General features: G+C 66.2%; 17 protein-coding genes and 1 riboswitch. Of the genes, 14 read left to right on the top strand and 3 right to left on the bottom strand.

Features of this window, described 5'->3' with window-relative positions:
* Positions 1-104 precede the first annotated feature (104 nt).
* Both GA0071312_RS18190 and GA0071312_RS18185 read left to right on the top strand, forming a co-directional pair.
* Positions 105-1142: a phosphotransferase family protein gene (locus tag GA0071312_RS18190; RefSeq protein WP_238947331.1), complete on the top strand. Its 1038-nt coding sequence runs from the start codon at positions 105-107 to the stop codon at positions 1140-1142.
* Positions 1139-1921, top strand: a complete 783-nt coding sequence (locus tag GA0071312_RS18185) for an SDR family NAD(P)-dependent oxidoreductase (protein WP_074446449.1) — start codon at positions 1139-1141, stop codon at positions 1919-1921. Before GA0071312_RS18190 ends, GA0071312_RS18185 begins: the two co-directional genes overlap by 4 nt.
* 52 nt (positions 1922-1973) lie before the next feature.
* Here GA0071312_RS18185 and puuE read toward each other — a convergent pair whose 3' ends face one another.
* Together puuE and uraH are read right to left on the bottom strand one after the other, a co-directional pair.
* Positions 1974-3377 (bottom strand): allantoinase PuuE, encoded by a 1404-nt coding sequence (gene puuE / locus GA0071312_RS18180; RefSeq protein ID WP_074446448.1) that lies wholly within the window; start codon positions 3375-3377, stop codon positions 1974-1976.
* Between the two features lie 4 nt (positions 3378-3381).
* The gene (gene uraH, locus GA0071312_RS18175) at positions 3382-3738 is read right to left on the bottom strand and encodes a hydroxyisourate hydrolase (RefSeq protein ID WP_074446447.1); all 357 of its coding nucleotides are present in this window, start codon (positions 3736-3738) and stop codon (positions 3382-3384) included.
* Positions 3739-3937: 199 nt separating this feature from the next.
* Between uraH and GA0071312_RS18170 the strand changes: the two genes are divergently transcribed.
* The 12 genes from GA0071312_RS18170 to GA0071312_RS18115 all read left to right on the top strand — a co-directional run bounded on the left by GA0071312_RS18170 (position 3938) and on the right by GA0071312_RS18115 (position 15796).
* Positions 3938-4333 carry a DUF2306 domain-containing protein gene (locus tag GA0071312_RS18170; protein WP_074446446.1) on the top strand — a complete coding sequence of 132 codons (396 nt, stop codon included), beginning with the start codon at positions 3938-3940 and terminating at the stop codon, positions 4331-4333.
* A gap of 144 nt (positions 4334-4477) precedes the next feature.
* Complete coding sequence (gene gyrA, locus GA0071312_RS18165) at positions 4478-7357, top strand: DNA gyrase subunit A (RefSeq protein ID WP_083204738.1); 2880 nt, start codon at positions 4478-4480, stop codon at positions 7355-7357.
* 110 nt (positions 7358-7467) lie between these two features.
* Positions 7468-7686: riboswitch (cobalamin riboswitch) on the top strand.
* A 218-nt stretch (positions 7687-7904) separates the two neighbouring features.
* The gene (locus tag GA0071312_RS18160) at positions 7905-8726 is read left to right on the top strand and encodes an ABC transporter ATP-binding protein (RefSeq protein WP_074446445.1); all 822 of its coding nucleotides are present in this window, start codon (positions 7905-7907) and stop codon (positions 8724-8726) included.
* Complete coding sequence (locus GA0071312_RS18155; protein ID WP_074446444.1) at positions 8723-9712, top strand: ABC transporter substrate-binding protein; 990 nt, start codon at positions 8723-8725, stop codon at positions 9710-9712. The genes GA0071312_RS18160 and GA0071312_RS18155 overlap by 4 nt, the downstream gene beginning before the upstream one ends.
* A 5-nt stretch (positions 9713-9717) precedes the next feature.
* A complete protein-coding gene (locus tag GA0071312_RS18150) occupies positions 9718-10815 on the top strand; it encodes a FecCD family ABC transporter permease (protein ID WP_083204737.1) in 1098 nt (365 codons plus the stop codon).
* 89 nt (positions 10816-10904) lie between these two features.
* Positions 10905-11270 (top strand): hypothetical protein, encoded by a 366-nt coding sequence (locus tag GA0071312_RS18145; protein WP_131817866.1) that lies wholly within the window; start codon positions 10905-10907, stop codon positions 11268-11270.
* A 233-nt stretch (positions 11271-11503) separates the two neighbouring features.
* Positions 11504-13123, top strand: coding sequence for a signal recognition particle protein (gene ffh, locus GA0071312_RS18140; protein ID WP_074446442.1), 1620 nt, complete (start codon positions 11504-11506; stop codon positions 13121-13123).
* A complete protein-coding gene (locus tag GA0071312_RS18135; protein WP_074446441.1) occupies positions 13120-13644 on the top strand; it encodes a GNAT family N-acetyltransferase in 525 nt (174 codons plus the stop codon). The genes ffh and GA0071312_RS18135 overlap by 4 nt, the downstream gene beginning before the upstream one ends.
* A gap of 19 nt (positions 13645-13663) precedes the next feature.
* A complete protein-coding gene (gene rpsP, locus GA0071312_RS18130) occupies positions 13664-14044 on the top strand; it encodes a 30S ribosomal protein S16 (protein ID WP_074446440.1) in 381 nt (126 codons plus the stop codon).
* 34 nt (positions 14045-14078) lie between these two features.
* A complete protein-coding gene (gene rimM / locus GA0071312_RS18125) occupies positions 14079-14780 on the top strand; it encodes a ribosome maturation factor RimM (RefSeq protein ID WP_074446439.1) in 702 nt (233 codons plus the stop codon).
* A 5-nt stretch (positions 14781-14785) separates the two neighbouring features.
* Positions 14786-15484, top strand: coding sequence for a tRNA (guanosine(37)-N1)-methyltransferase TrmD (trmD, locus tag GA0071312_RS18120; protein ID WP_074446438.1), 699 nt, complete (start codon positions 14786-14788; stop codon positions 15482-15484).
* A 96-nt stretch (positions 15485-15580) separates the two neighbouring features.
* A complete protein-coding gene (locus GA0071312_RS18115) occupies positions 15581-15796 on the top strand; it encodes a hypothetical protein (RefSeq protein ID WP_074446437.1) in 216 nt (71 codons plus the stop codon).
* Between the two features lie 4 nt (positions 15797-15800).
* On the opposite strand, the gene cobA is transcribed toward GA0071312_RS18115, so the two are convergent.
* A complete protein-coding gene (cobA, locus tag GA0071312_RS18110; RefSeq protein WP_074446436.1) occupies positions 15801-16556 on the bottom strand; it encodes a uroporphyrinogen-III C-methyltransferase in 756 nt (251 codons plus the stop codon).
* Positions 16557-16561 lie beyond the last annotated feature (5 nt).

Here is a 16561-nt window from a genome sequence, read left to right as displayed (position 1 = left end):
CGGCGTTTTCAATTTTGCCCATCCGCTTCGCGGTGATTCCGCGCGAATGCCGGGCGCGGCTGCGATAGACTGTGCGTCGACAGCCATTGCATGCGAGCGACACAGTGACCACAGCCATCGCCAGCCTCGATACAGAAAGCCTCGGCGCCTATCTCGCCGGAAAGATCGCCGGTTTCGGGACATTGCAGAAAGCGGAGAAATTCGCCGGCGGGCAATCCAATCCCACCTTTCTTCTCACCACCGATACGGGGCGCTACGTCCTGCGCCGCAAGCCGCCGGGGCAGTTGCTGAAATCCGCCCATGCGGTCGATCGCGAATATCGCGTCATGCAGGCCTTGGCTGACACACCCGTTCCGGTGCCGCGCATGCACCATCTTTGCGAGGACGAGAGCGTCATAGGCTCGGTCTTCTTCGTGATGGATTATCTGGAAGGCCGGATCTTCTGGGAGGCGCTGCTGCCCGATTGTGATCGGGCGGAGCGGGTTGCGCTCTATGACGCCATGAACGCGGCGCTCGCAGCACTTCACGATGTCGATCCGGCGCAGGTTGGATTGTCCGATTTCGGCAGGCCGGGCAGTTACTATGAGCGCCAGATCGGACGCTGGGGCCAGCAATACCGCGCCTCGGAGACCGCAGTGATTCCCGATATGGACGCGCTGATCGCATGGCTCGAGACGAACCAGCCGGCGGATGACGGGATGGTCTCGCTGGTCCATGGGGATTTCCGTCACGACAACATGATCTTTGACCCCGCCGCGCCGCGCATCCTCGCCATTCTCGACTGGGAATTGTCGACGCTCGGCCATCCCTACGCGGATCTTGCCTATCAATGCATGCAATGGCGGTTGCCCTCGCAGGGCGCCTTCCGCGGCATGGGCGACGCTGATCGCGCGGCGCTCGGGCTTCCGACCGAGGCGGATTACGTCGCGCAATACTGCGCCCGGCGCGGGATCGACGGGATTCCGGACTGGTCCTTCTATATCGCCTTCGCCTTCTTCCGCCTCGCCGCGATCCTGCAGGGCGTCTACAAACGCGCCCTCGACGGCAATGCCTCCAATCCCGAGCGCGGCATCCGCATGGGCGAGACCGTGCCGCTGCTCGCGCGCATGGCCATGGCCGAGATCGCGGGAGAAGCCTCGTGAGCGCGGATTATGCGGGGAGGGTCGTGCTGATCACCGGGGCCGCCGGCGGTTTCGGGAGCGAAGCCGCCAGATGCTTCTCCAAGGCTGGCGCGAAGCTCGTGCTGACCGATCGCGACGCGGATGCGCTGGCGGCGCTCGTGGGCAATCTGCCGGACGGCGCGGTCGTCACGCAGGCCGGCGACATCACGGATGAGGCCACCGCCGAGGCGGTGATCGCAGCAGGCGTCGCGGGCTTCGGGCGGATCGATGTCGCGATCAACAATGCCGGGATCGCGCCGGATCTGATGCGCCTGTCGGAGACTCCGGCGCAGGTGATGGAGCAGGTGATGCAGGTGAACGTGCTCGGCACGTTTCATGTCATGCGCCGCGAGATCGCGCTGATGCAGGAGCAATTTGCGCGGGACGGATGCGGCGGCGTGATCCTCAACGTCGCCTCGGTCGCCGGTCTCGTCGGCGCGCCGATGCTCGCCGCCTATGCCGCATCGAAGCACGCGGTGGTCGGGCTGACCCGCTCGGCGGCGATCGAGACGGCGAAGCGCGGCGTGCGCATCAACGCCCTGTGCCCGTCATTCGCGGCGACGCCGATGGTCGATGCCATGGTCGAGAGCATGCAGCATGCCCCCGACGAAGCGCTCGCGCGGCTCGTCTCCGCCGTGCCGATGGGGCGCACGGCAACGGCTGAGGAGGTGGTCGGTGCGATGCTCTGGATCTGCTCAGACGCCAACAGCTTCATGACGGGGAACGCCGTGGCTCTCGATGGCGGTCTCTCGGCGGGCTGAGGCCGGGTGTCGGACCCGCTCGCCGCGAGCGCTCACCGCGGACACGCTCGCCTCAAACTTTCTCTTGCAGTCGCAGCAGCGCGATCTGGCCGATCTCGCGCATGGCGGTGTCGAATTCCGCATCCGGATCGTTTTCCAGCCGCGCCTCGAATGCGGCGAGGATTTCGCCCTTCGATTTTCCCTTCACGGCCATGATGAAAGGGAAATCGAACTTTGCCCTGTAGGCATCGTTGAGTTCAAGAAAGCGGTCGCGCTCCTCTTCCGTGAGCGCGGTGAGGCCGGCGGAGGCCTGTTCGGCCTGCGAATCGGGCGCCATATCCGCGACCTGCAGGCGCCCGGCGAGATCGGGATGGGCGCGGATCAGGGCGAGTTTGGCCTCGCGCGGTGCCGCTTCGAGCACCGCCATCATCGCCTGATGCAGCCCCTCTGCCGTGTCGGCCTGGGGCCCGAGTCCGGCCTCGTGGGTGCGCTCGGCGATCCAGCGGGAATGCTCGAACACGTCGCCGAACAGGCCGACGAAGAGCCCGCGCGCCATCTTCGAAGGGGTGAGATGCGCCGGGCGGTGATGGCGCGCCCAGTGACGGGCGATATCGATCCGGCGCGCCACCCAGACCTGCTCGTGGCTCGCGACGTAATTGATGAAGCGCGCCAGCGCCGCCGCGCGGCCCGGGCGCCCGGCGAGGCGGCAATGCAGCCCCACCGACATCATCTTCGGCGCATCCTCGCCCTCGGCATAGAGCGTGTCGAACGTGTCCTTGAGATAGGTGAAGAACTGGTCGCCCGCATTGAAACCCTGCGCGGTGGCAAAGCGCATGTCGTTGGCGTCGAGCGTATAGGGCACGACGAGCTGCGTACCGGCGTCGCTTTCGATCCAGTAGGGCAGGTCGTCGGCATAGCTGTCGGCGCTGTAGAGAAAGCCGCCTTCCTCCATGACGAGATCCAGGGTGTTGGGGGAGGTGCGGCCCTGGTAGAAGCCGAGGGGAGGCGTGCCGGTGAGTTCTTCCTGGATGCGGATCGCCTCGCGGATATGGGCGCGCTCTTCGTCAGCGCTGAAATCCTTGTAATCGATCCATTTCAGCCCGTGGCTGGCGATCTCCCAACCGGCCTCGCGCATGGCGGCGACGGCTTGCGGATGGCGCGCCATGGCGCTCGCCACGCCGAAGACGGTGACGGGCATGTCGCGGGCGGTGAAGAGCCGGTGCAGCCGCCAGAACCCGGCGCGGGAGCCGTATTCATAAAGCGATTCCATGCTGGGATGACGCTGGCCGAGCCAGGGCTGCGCGCCGACAATGTCGGACAGGAAGGCCTCGGAGGCGCGGTCGCCGTGCAGGATGCTGTTTTCGCCGCCTTCCTCGTAATTGACCACGAATTGCACGCAGATGCGCGCATCACCCGGCCAGCGCGGATGCGGCGGGTTGGGGCCGTAGCCGATCATGTCGCGCGGATAATCGGGCATCGCATCAACTCCCGCGATAGGTGGTGCAGCCCCAGGGCGAGGCGAGCAGCGGCACGTGGTAATGCCCGTCCGGCTCGGCGATGCCGAAGCGGATCGGGACCTCGTCGAGAAAGGCGGGTTCGGGCAGGGCGGCGCCTTGTGCACGGAAATAATCGCCGATGGCGAAGACGAGCTCGTAGCGCCCGCAGATGAAGGCATCGCCCGTGAGCAGCGGCCCGTCGGTGCGCCCGTCGGCATTGGTGCGGGTCTCGACGAGGATGGTGCGGCTGCCGTCACCCTCCAGCCTGTAGAGGACGATTACGACCCCGCCCGCCGGCTTGCCGTTGGCGGTATCGAGCACATGGGTGGAAAGACGGCCCATGGCAGCACTCCGTTCGCTGGATGACGATTCGTCTGCGCCCAATGAAGCAGCTTGCGCGCCGGCTTTCCAGCCCCCGGGACGGATTGCGGGGCCCCGCACGCCGAAGCATTGCGGGCGGCATTGCTGTCCCGGAAAGGCCAAGCTTGTTACAGTCGCGCATGATCGTGGCCAATTCTCCTTGCGCGAACGGACTGCCCTGATGAATATCGCTATCCTCCTTGCCGCCCCGCCGGCCATCCAGATCCATACCTTCGCCGCGCTCGGCGCGCTGTTTCTGGGGCTTGCCCAGTTCACCACGCCCGCCGGCGCACCCATCCACCGGGTGCTCGGCTATGGCTGGGTCAGCCTGATGCTGGTGACGACGCTGTCGTCGTTCCTGATCAGCGCCAATCCGATCGTCGGGCGGTTCAGCTGGATCCACGGGTTATCCGTCTTCACCACGGTGATGATCGTCGTCGCCATCATCAAGGCACGCCGGCAAGAGGTGAAGGCGCATCGGGCGATCATGATCAATCTGTTCATTTTCGCGCTGGTTCTGACCGGCGCTTTCACGCTGCTGCCCGGTCGCGTCATGCATGCGGTGGTGTTCGGCTGAACTATCCCCGGCTGAATTGGCCGTAACGCTTGAAAATGCGGGCGAAAACCGCCATCACAAAACCGGATTGTCGTGCAGATTCGGCAGGGTCCGGTACAAGCCCGGTTCCGCGCCGCCCCCACGTTTCGACGAGAAAGAAAAACCTTGGCCGATAACGATCAGACCCGCCCCGATGGTCCGCCGCCCGGCGGCGACGTGAAGAGCATCTCCATCGTCGAGGAGATGAAGAAATCCTATCTCGATTACGCCATGAGCGTGATCGTCTCGCGCGCGCTTCCCGATGTGCGCGACGGGCTCAAGCCGGTGCATCGGCGCATCCTCTATGCGATGCACGAGAGCGGCTACATGCCGGAGAAGCCCTATGTGAAATGCGCCCGCGTCGTCGGCGACGTGATGGGTAAATATCACCCGCACGGCGATTCCGCGATCTACGACGCGCTGGTGCGCATGGCGCAGGATTTCTCCATGCGCCTGCCGCTGATCGACGGGCAGGGCAATTTCGGCTCGGTGGACGGCGATCCGGCGGCGGCCATGCGCTATACCGAGTGCCGCTTGGCGAAACCCGCCGTGGCGCTGCTCGACGATATCGACAAGAACACGGTCGATTTCGATGAGAACTACGACGGCAAGGAGATGGAGCCCGTCGTCCTGCCAGCGCGTTTCCCCAATCTGCTGGTGAACGGCGCCGGCGGCATCGCGGTGGGCATGGCGACCAATATCCCGCCGCATAATCTCGGCGAAGTGATCGATGCCTGCTTTGCCTATATCGCGAATCCGGCGATCTCCATCGACGATCTGATCGAGATCGTCCCCGGCCCGGATTTCCCCACGGGCGGGCTGATCCTCGGATATAGCGGCGCCCGATCGGCCTATAATACCGGGCGCGGCTCGGTGATCATGCGTGCGAAGGCGGATGTCGAGGAGATCCGCAAGGAGCGCGAGGCGATCATCATCACCGAGATCCCCTATCAGGTGAACAAATCCACCCTGATCGAGCGCATTGCGGATCTGGTGCGCGAGAAGCGGGTGGAAGGCATTGCCGATCTGCGCGACGAATCGGATCGCGACGGCATGCGCATCGTCATCGAGCTCAAGCGCGACGCGGTGGCGGATGTCGTGCTCAACCAGCTCTACCGCTTCACGGCCTTGCAATCCTCCTTCGGCTGCAACTTTGTCGCGCTCAATGGCGGGCGTCCGGAGACGATGAATCTCAAGGACATGATCCGCGCCTTCGTGGATTTCCGCGAGAGTGTCGTCAGCCGCCGCACCAAGTTCCTGCTGGGCAAGGCGCGCGATCGGGCCCATGTCCTGTGCGGGCTGGCCATCGCGGTCGCCAATATTGATGAGGTGATCCACCTCATCCGTACCGCGCCGGATCCGAATGCCGCGCGCGCCGCGCTGATGGATCGCGACTGGCCGGCCTACGACATCGCGCCGCTGATCGCGCTCGTCGATGATCCGCTGCATCGCGTTGCCGAGGACGGGACCTACCGCCTGTCGGAGACGCAGGCGCGCGCCATCCTCGACCTGCGCCTGCAGCGCCTCACCGCGCTCGGTCGGGACGAGATCGGCGACGAATTGAAGAAGCTCGCCGACGAGATCCGAGACTATCTCGAGATCCTGAGCTCGCGTGCGCGCATCATGCAGATCATCGGTGAGGAATTCGCCGAGATCCGTGAGGCCTATGCCACGCCGCGCAAGACGCAGATCGTCGAGCATGACGCCGATTTCGACGTCGAGGATCTGATCCAGCGCGAGGACATGGTCGTCACCGTCTCGCATGCCGGCTACATCAAGCGCGTGCCGCTCTCCACCTATCGGGCGCAGCGGCGCGGCGGCAAGGGGCGCTCGGGCATGGCGACCCGCGAGGAGGATTTCGTCACGCGGCTCTTCGTGGCCAATACCCACACGCCGGTACTGTTTTTCTCATCACGCGGGCAGGTCTACAAGGAAAAAGTCTGGCGGCTGCCGCTTTCGGCGCCGAATGCCAAGGGCAAGGCGCTGGTCAACATGCTGCCGATCCATCAGGAGGAGCGCATCACCACGATCATGCCCCTGCCCGAGGACGAGGATTCCTGGGACAATTACGACGTGATGTTCGCGACCGCGCGCGGCAATGTCCGCCGCAACAAGCTGTCGGATTTCGTCAACGTCAACCGCGCCGGCAAGATCGCGATGAAGCTCGACGAGGGCGACGCCATCGTCGATGTGCAGGTCTGTTCGACCGATGACGACGTGCTCCTGACCACGTTGAAGGGGCAGTGCATCCGCTTCGCGGTGCCGGAAGTGCGCGTCTTCAAGGGGCGCGATTCTACCGGCGTGCGCGGCATCGCGCTGGGCCGGGACGACAAGGTGATTGCGCTCGCGATCCTGCGCCATGTCGATGCGACGGCGGAAGAACGCCAGGCCTATCTCAGGCACGCTTCGGCCATGCGCCGGGCCGCCGGTGCCGAGCTGGAGGAGGGCGCGGCCAATAGCGGCCCGCCCGCCGATGGCGAGGATGCCGCCGATATCGAGCTCGGCCAGGAGCGCTATGCCGAGATGGGCGCTGCCGAGCAATTCGTGCTGAGCCTGTCCGAAAACGGGTACGGCAAGCGCTCCTCGGCTTACGAGTATCGTGTCACCGGGCGCGGCGGCAAAGGGATTACCGGCATGGTCACCAATGACCGTAACGGCAAACTCGTCTCCGCCTTCCCCGTCGAGCAGCATGACCAGCTCATGCTGATCACCGATCGCGGCCAGACGATCCGCGTGCCGGTGGACGGAATCCGCATCGCCGGGCGCTCGACCCAGGGCGTCATCGTGTTCAACACCGCCGCTGACGAGCGGGTCGTCTCAGTCGAACATATCGAAGGCGAAACGGAAGCGGCCGTCGTCGATGACGAGGTCGATCTCGGCGAGACGCCGGAAACCGGAGCCGGTTCCGCAGAGGGCGGCGCGTCAGGCGAGACGCCGGATGCCGGGGATCCGGGGGGCGACGATTCTGCGGGAGACGATACCCGGGGAGACGATCCGGAGCGTTGAGCGGGTCAGCAGTCACGATCGGCGGCGATCGGCCAGACGGGCCGGTCGCCGTTTTCGTCCGGAAAACCACCATCGTCGGCGGATCGGCCCTTGGCCGGCGCAACCGGCCCTGCTACCAAGATCGCGATGGTGCCCGGTGCAAGCCGGGAGAATAGGGAAACCGGTGCGCGGATCGCCTCCTGCGAGACGATGTGCAATTCCGGTGCTGCCCCCGCAACTGTGAGCGGAGAGCGCCCCCTTCATGCCACTGCTTCCGGAAACGGGAGCGGGAAGGCGGAGAGGCGCGATGACCTGCGAGCCAGGAGACCTGCCATCGCCGATGCAACACCAGACCGGCGGGGTGTCCGGAGGAGGCCAAATGATCAAAGCGCGCTCACGCGTGTCATGCGTCTGGCAACCTGTGCCCCCTGCTTTCGCAGGCAGAGGGCCAAATGCAGCACGCAAATCCGCATTCTGAGAGCATGAGTCATGCATCGCGTCCGCTTTGCGACGGTCGTTGTCGTGCGTTCATGGCTGTGCAAGGTCCGATGCGGCGCCGGGCAGGATCATGAGTTGCCCGCCTCCCGCCGCCGCCCGGCTCGCTCTTGAGGCCGTCACCTGGGGGAACGGCATCCTGCATCCGGTCAGCCTGGATCTCGCTCCCGGCCGTGTCCTGGGCGTGCTCGGCGCGAATGGTGCCGGCAAATCCACGCTCCTGCGGCTGATCTACCGTTTCCACAAGCCGCAAGCCGGCCGCGTCCTGCTCGACGGGCAGGATATCCGGGCCATGCCCGCGCGCCGCGTGGCGCAGCGCGTGGCGGCGGTGCTTCAGGAGCAGCCGACGGATTTCGCGCTTACGGTCGTGGAGATCGTCGCGCTCGGGCGCGCGCCGCATCGGCGGGCGCTGGCAGGTCTCTCGGCGCAGGATTTGCATATCGTCGATCACGCGCTGGAGCGGCTTGATCTGCATGATTTCGCGCAGCGCCCCTTCGGCACGCTCTCCGGCGGTGAGCGCCAGCGGGTGATGGTGGCGCGGGCGCTGGCGCAGGAGCCGGGGCTTATCGTCCTCGACGAGCCGACCAACCATCTCGATATCCGCCACCAGCTCGAAGTGCTGCGGCTGGTGCGCGGGCTCGGCGCCACGGTCGTGGCCTCATTGCATGATCTCAACCTCGTCCACGGCTTCGCCGATGATCTGCTCGTCCTGGCCGATGGCCACCCGCTCGCCTTCGGGCCGGTGGAGGCGGTGCTCACCCCCGAGCTGATCGCGCGCGCCTTTCGTGTCGTGGCGACGCCGCGCGCATCGGCGGGTTTCGATTTCGCGCTGCCCACCGAGGCGCATTTCCAGGCAACCATGCCAACCATTCCGCAAAGGGAAAAATCGTCATGAACCGTGGCTGCCCGGCTGTTGCCGGCCTGCTCCTCGCCAATCTCGCTCTCGGCCTGCCGATCACGCCGGTAGAGGCGCATCCCGTCACCGTGCAGAGCTGCGACCGCGAGATCACGTTCGACGCGCCGCCGCAGCGTGCAGCCTCGAATGACGTCAATCTCACCGAGATGATGCTGGTGCTCGGCCTGACGGATTCGATGGTGGGCTATACCGGGATTTCCGGCTGGAACAAGCTCGATGAGACCATGCGCGAAGGCGTGGCGGAGCTTCCCGAACTCTCCGCGCGCTATCCCACCCGCGAGGTGCTGATCGGCGCCGATCTCGATTTCTGGTTCGCCGGCTGGAATTACGGCATGCGCGTGGGCGGCGAGGTCACGCCCGAGACGCTCGCCCCCTTCGGGATCACGGTCTACGAGCTCACCGAGAGCTGCATCCACATCATGGAGCGCGATCGCATCGCCATCGACGACATGTTCAACGACATCCGTAACCTCGGCGCCATTTTCGGCGTGGATGAGCGGGCCGAGGGGCTGATCGCCGGCTGGCAGGACGAACTTGACGCGATCGTGCAGGCAATTCCCGAAGGTGAGCCCCTGCGCGTCTTTGTCTATGACAGCGGCGAGGACACGCCCTTTACCGCCGGGCGCTATGCCATGCCGAGCGCGATGATCGCCGCCGCCGGCGGGCGCAACATCATGGATGATGTCGAGACCTCCTGGACGCGGGTGGCCTGGGAGCCGGTGGTCGCGCGCGATCCGCAAGTGATCATCATCGTCGATTACGGCGAGGTGACCGCTGAGGAGAAGATCGCTTTCCTGCGCGGCAATCCGGCGCTCGCAGAGTTGGATGCGGTGGTCAATGACCGCTTCGTGGTGCTCGATTACGTCGAGGCGACGCCCGGCCCGCGCAACATTGCGGCAATCCGCACCCTCGCCGAGGCCTTCCACGGCAGCGAAGGCTTGGCCACCGAACGCGCCCCGGAGTAAGCCGGATGCGCGCCACGCCCGACCCCGAGATCGCCGCGCCCGTCATCGCCGCGCAGGCGCAGGCGCAGGCGCCGCGCCGCACGCGCCCACTGCGCAAGGGGGTATGGGGGATCGGGATCGGTCTCCTGCTCCTGTCGCTCTCGGCGGCGGTGAGCCTCGGTGCTGTGGCGATCCCGATCGGCACCGTCTGGGGCGTCATCCTCGAGCGCATCGCCCCGGGCCTGATCACACCCGACTGGTCCGCCGGGCGCGCCGCCATCGTCTGGGATATCCGGCTGCCACGCGCCCTGCTCGCGGCTTTGGTGGGGGCGGGGCTCGCGCTTGTGGGCGCCGTTCTGCAGGCCGTGACGCGCAACCCGCTGGCCGATCCCCATCTTCTGGGGATCTCGTCCGGCGGGGCTTTCGGGGCGATCCTCGCGCTTTTGCATACGGGGATGTTTCTCGGGCTCGCGACCGTGCCGATCTTCGCCTTCATCGGTGCGCTGGCCGCGACGCTGCTGGTGCTCGCGCTCGCCAGCTTCGCCCGGGCGACCTCCGCCGACAGGCTGGTCCTGACCGGCGTCGCCGTCTCCTTCATCGTGATGGCGCTCGCCAATCTCCTGATCTTCATGGGTGATCCGCGCGCGGCGCATACGGTGGTCTTCTGGATGCTTGGGGGCTTGGGGCTCGCACAATGGGGCCATCTGATCTGGCCGGCGGTGATCCTGGCCGGCGCGGCTTTCTGGTTTCGCCTCGTCGCCGGCTCGCTCAACGCCATGACCATCGGTGACGAGACGGCGGCGACGCTCGGCATCCCGGTCGCCGCCTTCCGCCTCGCCGTCTTCGTCATCGCGGCTCTGGTGACCGGGGTGATGGTGGCGTTTTCCGGCGTGATCGGCTTCGTCGGCCTGATGATCCCGCATATCGTGCGGCTGATCGTCGGTGGCGACAATGCCCGCGTCCTCCCCGCCGCCATGCTCACCGGCGCCATCTTCCTGATCTGGGCCGATATCATCGCGCGCACCATCATGCGCCCCGAAGACATGCCGATCGGCATCGTTACCGGCCTGATCGGCGGAGCGTTCTTCGTCTGGCTGCTGCGCCGGCGGGCGCAGGGTGGGTGAGGTTCGTGGCGTAAACCTGATCTGCTTCGAACGCTTGTCGCGTCCGGGCCAGAACTCCTGTATGCTCGTCGCAAAGCATTGGAGAAGAAATGACATCTCGCCCGAATGACGTAACGTTGAGCAGCCTGCAAGAGACCCTTCCAGTCGAGTATGTTCGCATGGTGCTCAGCCAGCTTCACGATCGTGAGCGATCGCTGGGAGGCGCATCTGTGCGTGTCTGCCTGAATGCGGAATTCGAGCCACCCCATTATTGCATCGATTCCACCACGGATGCGGAGACGGGCGAGGGAACGAATTCGGCGTCATTCCACGGCAAAACGCACAAGCCACTGACCGCGCGCCAGGCTTGCGATGTCGTATGGGGAGCCGAGCGCATGACCTATCGTCAGGTTTCCGATCTGATCGGCGCAATGAGAAATTTCTCGAAGCCGAAGCCCGCCGCCGGTCGGAGATGAAGGCGGGGGCCTGTTCCTCCAAAGCGCGGCGGCCCCAAACCCGCACCCCGACCCTTGACTTTCGCCGCCGCCACCCGTAACGAGCAGGCTCGATTTCGTCGCAGAGCCGAAATGCGAGACGCCGACTGGTCCGCGAGGCCGGAGGTCCACGCCCGACAGCGCGTTGCGCCCTCGGGCGTGTTTTGCGTTACCGCATTGACGCTGTGCAGCCATTCAGGCGGGAAGGAAGCATCATGTTCGAAGGATTATCCGAACGCCTTTCCGGTATTCTCGGGGGGCTGACGCGGCGCGGCAAGCTGTCCGACCAGGATGTGCAGAATGCCCTGCGCGAGGTCCGCCGCGCCCTGCTCGAGGCGGATGTCGCGCTTGAAGTGGTGCGCTCCTTCACCGATCGCGTGCGCGAACGCGCCGTCGGCGCGGAAGTGGTCAAGTCGGTGACGCCCGGGCAGATGGTCGTCAAGATCGTCAACGACGCCCTCGTCGAGATGCTCGGCGCCGAGGCCGAGACGATCAATCTCAATGCCACGCCGCCGGTGCCGATCCTGATGGTCGGACTGCAGGGCTCGGGCAAGACCACGACGACCGCCAAGATCGCGCGTCGCCTCAAGGAGCGCGATAAAAAACGCGTGCTGATGGCCTCCCTTGATACCCGCCGCCCGGCGGCGATGGAGCAGCTCGCCGTGCTGGGCGGACAGGTCGAGGTCGATACGCTGCCCATCGTCACCGGCCAGAGCGCGCCGCAGATCGCGCGCCGCGCCATGGAGGCGGGGCGACTTGGCGGCTATGACGTGGTGATGCTCGACACGGCGGGCCGCGTCACCGTCGACGAGGCGCTGATGGACGAGGCGGCGGAGGTCGCGCGCACCGTTGATGCGCACGAAGTGCTTCTCGTCGCCGATGCGCTGACCGGTCAGGACGCGGTCAACACCGCGCGCGCCTTCGATGAGCGGATGGGGCTCACCGGCATCGTGCTCACCCGCATGGATGGCGATTCGCGCGGTGGCGCGGCGCTTTCGATGCGCGCGGTGACGGGCAAGCCGATCAAGCTGATCGGGACCGGCGAAAAGGTCGATGCGCTGGAGGAGTTCCACCCCTCGCGCGTGGCCAACCGCATTCTCGGCATGGGCGACATCGTCTCGCTGGTCGAGAAGGCGTCGGAATCGATCGACCAGGAAGAGGCCGTGCGCATCGCCGAGAAGATGCGCAAGGGGAAGTTCGATCTGGCCGATCTGCGCAACCAGCTTGCCCAGATGGAAAAACTCGGCGGCGTCGGCGGCCTGATGGGAATGATGCCCGGCATGGGCGCCATGAAGAAGCAGCTCGAAGGCGCCAATGTCGATGACAAGGTGATCAAGCGCCAATGCGCCATCATCGATTCGATGACGCCGAAGGAGCGCCGCAGCCCCGATATCCTCAAGGCCTCGCGCAAGAAGCGCATCGCCGCCGGCGCGGGCATGAAGGTCGAGGACGTCAACAAGCTTCTGAAGATGCACCGCCAGATGGCGGACATGATGAAGCAGATGGGCAAGAACAAGCGCGGCGGCATTGCCGGGGCGCTCGGCTCCATGTTCGGCCTCGGCGGTGGCGGCATGCCAGGCGGGATTCCGGGCGGCATGCCCGGCGGTATGCCGAATCCGAGCCCGGAAATGCTCGAACAGGTCAAGAAGCAGATGGGCGGGCAGTTGCCGCCCGGTATGGGCGGTGGTGGTATCCCGCCGATGCCGCCCGATCTCGGGGGCGGTAAAGGAGCCGGCAAGAAGGATACCCCGTCGCTTCCCGGCCTCGGTGGTGGCTCCGGCGGGCCGAAATTGCCCGGTCTCGGCTTGCCCTTCGGCGGAGGCAAGAAGAAGTGATCAACGCGGTTCCGGTTCTGGAGACGCCCCGTCTCACCCTGCGCGGCTGGCGCGAGACCGATTTCCCCGGTTTTGCGGCATTTTGCGCGGATGAGGCGACGCGGCGTTTCATTCCGGGCGCGGAAACCGGACCGAAGGCCTGGCAGCGCATGTGCGGCTTTGCCGGGCAATGGAGCCTGCGCGGTTATGGCTTCTGGGCGCTGGAGCGCAAGGATGACGGCGCTTTCGTCGGCTATGCCGGCTTCTTTCACCCGCCCGACTGGCCGGAGCCCGAGCTCGGCTGGGGAGCGGTTCCGGCCTATCGTGGTGCGGGCTTCGTGACCGAAGCGGCGCGGCGCATGCGCGCTTACGCTTATCAGAATCTGGGGTGGAAGACGCTGGTCAGCTTCATCCATCCCGAAAACCATCCCTCCGTGCAGGTCGCCCTTCGCCTCGGCGCGATCCATGAGCGGGATCACGAATTGCGGGACATGCGGCTCGGCGCCTGGCGCCATCCGTCCCCTGCGCAATGTCACGACTGAAACAACCGGAGTAACGACAATGGCCCTCAAGATTCGTCTCACCCGTGGCGGCGCCAAGAAGCGCCCGTATTATCGCATCATCGTCGCCGATTCGCGCTTCCCGCGCGATGGTCGCTTCATCGACCGGATCGGCGCCTATGACCCGATGAAGCCGAAGGATGCCGCCGATCGCGTCGTGCTTGATGTCGAGAAGGCGAAGGAATGGCTGGCCAAGGGTGCGCAGCCGACCGATCGCGTCGCCCGCTTCCTCGATCAGGCTGGCCTGATGAAGCGCGCGGCCCGCAACAATCCGGAAAAGGCCAAGCCCGGCAAGAAGGCCGAGGAGCGCGCCGCAGAGCGGGCCGAGAAGGCTGCCGCCGCCGCTGCGCCTGCCGAAGGTGAAGGCGCTGCCGCCGAGTGATCGGCGCGCATTCTGACCGGAAGGTGGCTGCGTGATGGGTGCCGGATCGAAACGGCGCGGATCGCGTCCCCCGGCGGGTGCATCCCGCCGGGCAGGGGATGTGCGCAGCGCTGCGCCTGCCGCTGCGCCCACCGTCCCCGCCCTGCCCGACGATGTCGTACGCATCGGCGAATGCGGGCGCGCGCACGGGCTGCATGGCGAGTTGCGGCTGAAATCCTTCACCGATGATCCGGCCATGCTGGCCCGCTACGAACCGCTCTTCGACGAGAGTGGCGCGCGGCGCGTGATCAAGGCCCTGCGCCCGGCGCCGGGCGGAGCCACGGACCTGTTCATCGCGCGCATCGCGGGTGTCGATGACCGCAATGCGGCCGAGGCACTTAACCGGCGCGGGCTCTACACCACCCGCGCGGCCCTCGCGACGCTCGACCCGCCCGAGGAAGACGAATTCCTGCTCGCCGATCTGATCGGCCTGAAGGCGGTAACGCCGCTGGGCGAGATACGCGGCACGGTGGTCGAGGTGCCCGATTACGGGGCCGGAACGTTGATCGGCATCGCCCCGGTCACCGATGCGAATGCGTCGGTGCGGGCCGGCGCGCGCGGCGATACCGTGCTTCTGCCCTTCACCAAAGCGTTTTTCCCCGAGATCGACATTGCCGGTGGTCGCATCCTGGTCGATGCGCCCGACGATGTCTTTGAAGCCGATTCCGGTGATTTGCCTCCTGACGAGGCGGAGTGAGCCTGATGTGGCGTGCCGATATCCTCACGCTCTATCCCGAGATGTTTCCCGGCCCGCTCGGCGCTTCGCTTTCCGGCGATGCGCTCGCACGCGGGCTCTGGTCGCTCACCACGCATCAGATCCGTGATCACGGGCGCGGGCGTCATCGCGCCGTTGACGACACCCCCGCCGGCGGCGGCCCCGGTATGGTGATCCGCGCGGATGTGCTCGGCGAGGCGCTCGATGCGGTGAGTGTCGCGGATGACCCGCGTCCGCGTCTGTACATGAGCCCGCGCGGGCGCCGGCTCGACCAGGGATTCGTGCGCGAACTCGCCGGCGGACCCGGGGCCGTCATGCTTTGCGGGCGCTTCGAGGGGATCGACGAGCGGGTGATCGCGGGGCGCGATCTGATCGAGGTCTCGATCGGCGATTACGTGCTCTCGGGTGGCGAACTCGCGGCGATGGTGATGCTCGATGCCTGCGTCCGACTCTTGCCGGGCGTCATGGGGGCGAGCGCGTCGGGCGAGGAGGAGAGCTTCGAATCGGGGTTGCTTGAATATCCGCATTATACCCGCCCCCGCGAATGGGAGGGGCGGGCGATCCCTGACATCCTGCTCTCAGGCGATCACGGCGCCATCGCGCGCTGGCGGCGCGAACAGGCGCTCAGGGTCACGCGCGAACGGCGCCCGGATCTGCGCGCCGCATCCGATGATCAGCCGGAATGAGGCAGTTTCGGGTCCCGGCTTGATCTGGCGCAAGGCGGGGCGGGCCGGGTGCGGGCAATCTGGTGGCGAAATCACTCGTCAGCTACGGGGCGCATCGTGACCAAGCTCGCCATTCTCGTTTTCATCTTCACCGCGCCGACTTTCGCCGGCATCTTCGTCATCGGCGTTCTGACGGTCGATATGGCGATGGCCAGCGCCATGCCGATCGTGCTTGCCGCGCTCGCCGGTGTCCTGCTCGCCGCCCCGGCGAGCTGGCTCATCGCGAAGGCGATCGTGAACGCGACGCGCCCGCCCAAGAACGAAAACGCCTGACGGGTCAGTCCGTCACGGTTGGCCCGTCCGGGATCGCCGCGCCGTAGAAGATCACGCTCGCGCCCAGTTGTGGACGGTCACCAAGATACGCTGCGATTTCCGTGAGCGTGCCGAAGCGCGCCTGAGTATCCGGCAGGCTCGCCTGTGTGGCGACGATGCAGGGGGTGTCCGGGGAGAGGCCCCGGGCGATCAGGGCCTCGACGAGCAGCGCGAAGGTGGCCTTGCCCATGAAGACGCAGGTCGTGGCGCCGGGATCGGCGAGCGCGGCGATGTCGAGATCGCGCGGCAATTGCCCGTCGACATCGTGGCCCGTGACGAATTGCAGGCGCCGCGCCACGCCGCGCTTGGTCAGCGAGAAGCCGAGTTCGGCGGCTGCCGCCGTCGCTGCGGTGACGCCGGGGACGATCTCGAAGGGGATTCCCGCTTCGCGGGCGGCGACGATCTCCTCATCGAGGCGCCCGAAAATCGTGGGATCGCCGGATTTCAGCCGCACCACCCGCTGCCCCATCTTCGCATGCGCCACCATCAGCCGGCTTACCTGCGACTGCCTGGGCGAGACCCGCCCCGCACGCTTGCCCACCGCGATCAGCTCGGTCTGGGCGCTGGCGTGCTTGAGCAGCGGCCCGGCGCCGAGATCGTCGAACAGGATCACATCGGCGGCCTCGATGCGTTTGACCGCACGGATGGTCAGGAGATCGGGATCGCCTGGGCCGGCGCCGATCATGGTGATGTGACCGCCCTTCGCGGGTGTCTCGGACATCGGCT

The sequence above is a fragment of the Saliniramus fredricksonii genome, assembly GCF_900094735.1.
In the GTDB taxonomy this organism is placed as follows: Bacteria; Pseudomonadota; Alphaproteobacteria; order Rhizobiales; family Beijerinckiaceae; genus Saliniramus; species Saliniramus fredricksonii.
The sequence above is the reverse complement of the archived record's forward strand: the minus strand, read 5'-3'. Positions and strand labels throughout refer to the sequence as shown.

What these genes read in the sequence shown, in the direction of transcription:
- puuE (WP_074446448.1), bottom strand. Translation starts at nt 3,377, where the DNA reads ATGCCCGATTATCCGCGCGACATGATCGGCTACGGCCCCAACCCGCCG.
- uraH (WP_074446447.1), bottom strand. Translation starts at nt 3,738, where the DNA reads ATGGGCCGTCTTTCCACCCATGTGCTCGATACCGCCAACGGCAAGCCG.
- GA0071312_RS18170 (WP_074446446.1), top strand. Translation starts at nt 3,938, where the DNA reads ATGAATATCGCTATCCTCCTTGCCGCCCCGCCGGCCATCCAGATCCAT.
- GA0071312_RS18160 (WP_074446445.1), top strand. Translation starts at nt 7,905, where the DNA reads ATGAGTTGCCCGCCTCCCGCCGCCGCCCGGCTCGCTCTTGAGGCCGTC.
- GA0071312_RS18155 (WP_074446444.1), top strand. Translation starts at nt 8,723, where the DNA reads ATGAACCGTGGCTGCCCGGCTGTTGCCGGCCTGCTCCTCGCCAATCTC.
- GA0071312_RS18150 (WP_083204737.1), top strand. Translation starts at nt 9,718, where the DNA reads ATGCGCGCCACGCCCGACCCCGAGATCGCCGCGCCCGTCATCGCCGCG.
- GA0071312_RS18145 (WP_131817866.1), top strand. Translation starts at nt 10,905, where the DNA reads ATGACATCTCGCCCGAATGACGTAACGTTGAGCAGCCTGCAAGAGACC.
- ffh (WP_074446442.1), top strand. Translation starts at nt 11,504, where the DNA reads ATGTTCGAAGGATTATCCGAACGCCTTTCCGGTATTCTCGGGGGGCTG.
- rpsP (WP_074446440.1), top strand. Translation starts at nt 13,664, where the DNA reads ATGGCCCTCAAGATTCGTCTCACCCGTGGCGGCGCCAAGAAGCGCCCG.
- rimM (WP_074446439.1), top strand. Translation starts at nt 14,079, where the DNA reads ATGGGTGCCGGATCGAAACGGCGCGGATCGCGTCCCCCGGCGGGTGCA.
- trmD (WP_074446438.1), top strand. Translation starts at nt 14,786, where the DNA reads ATGTGGCGTGCCGATATCCTCACGCTCTATCCCGAGATGTTTCCCGGC.
- cobA (WP_074446436.1), bottom strand. Translation starts at nt 16,556, where the DNA reads ATGTCCGAGACACCCGCGAAGGGCGGTCACATCACCATGATCGGCGCC.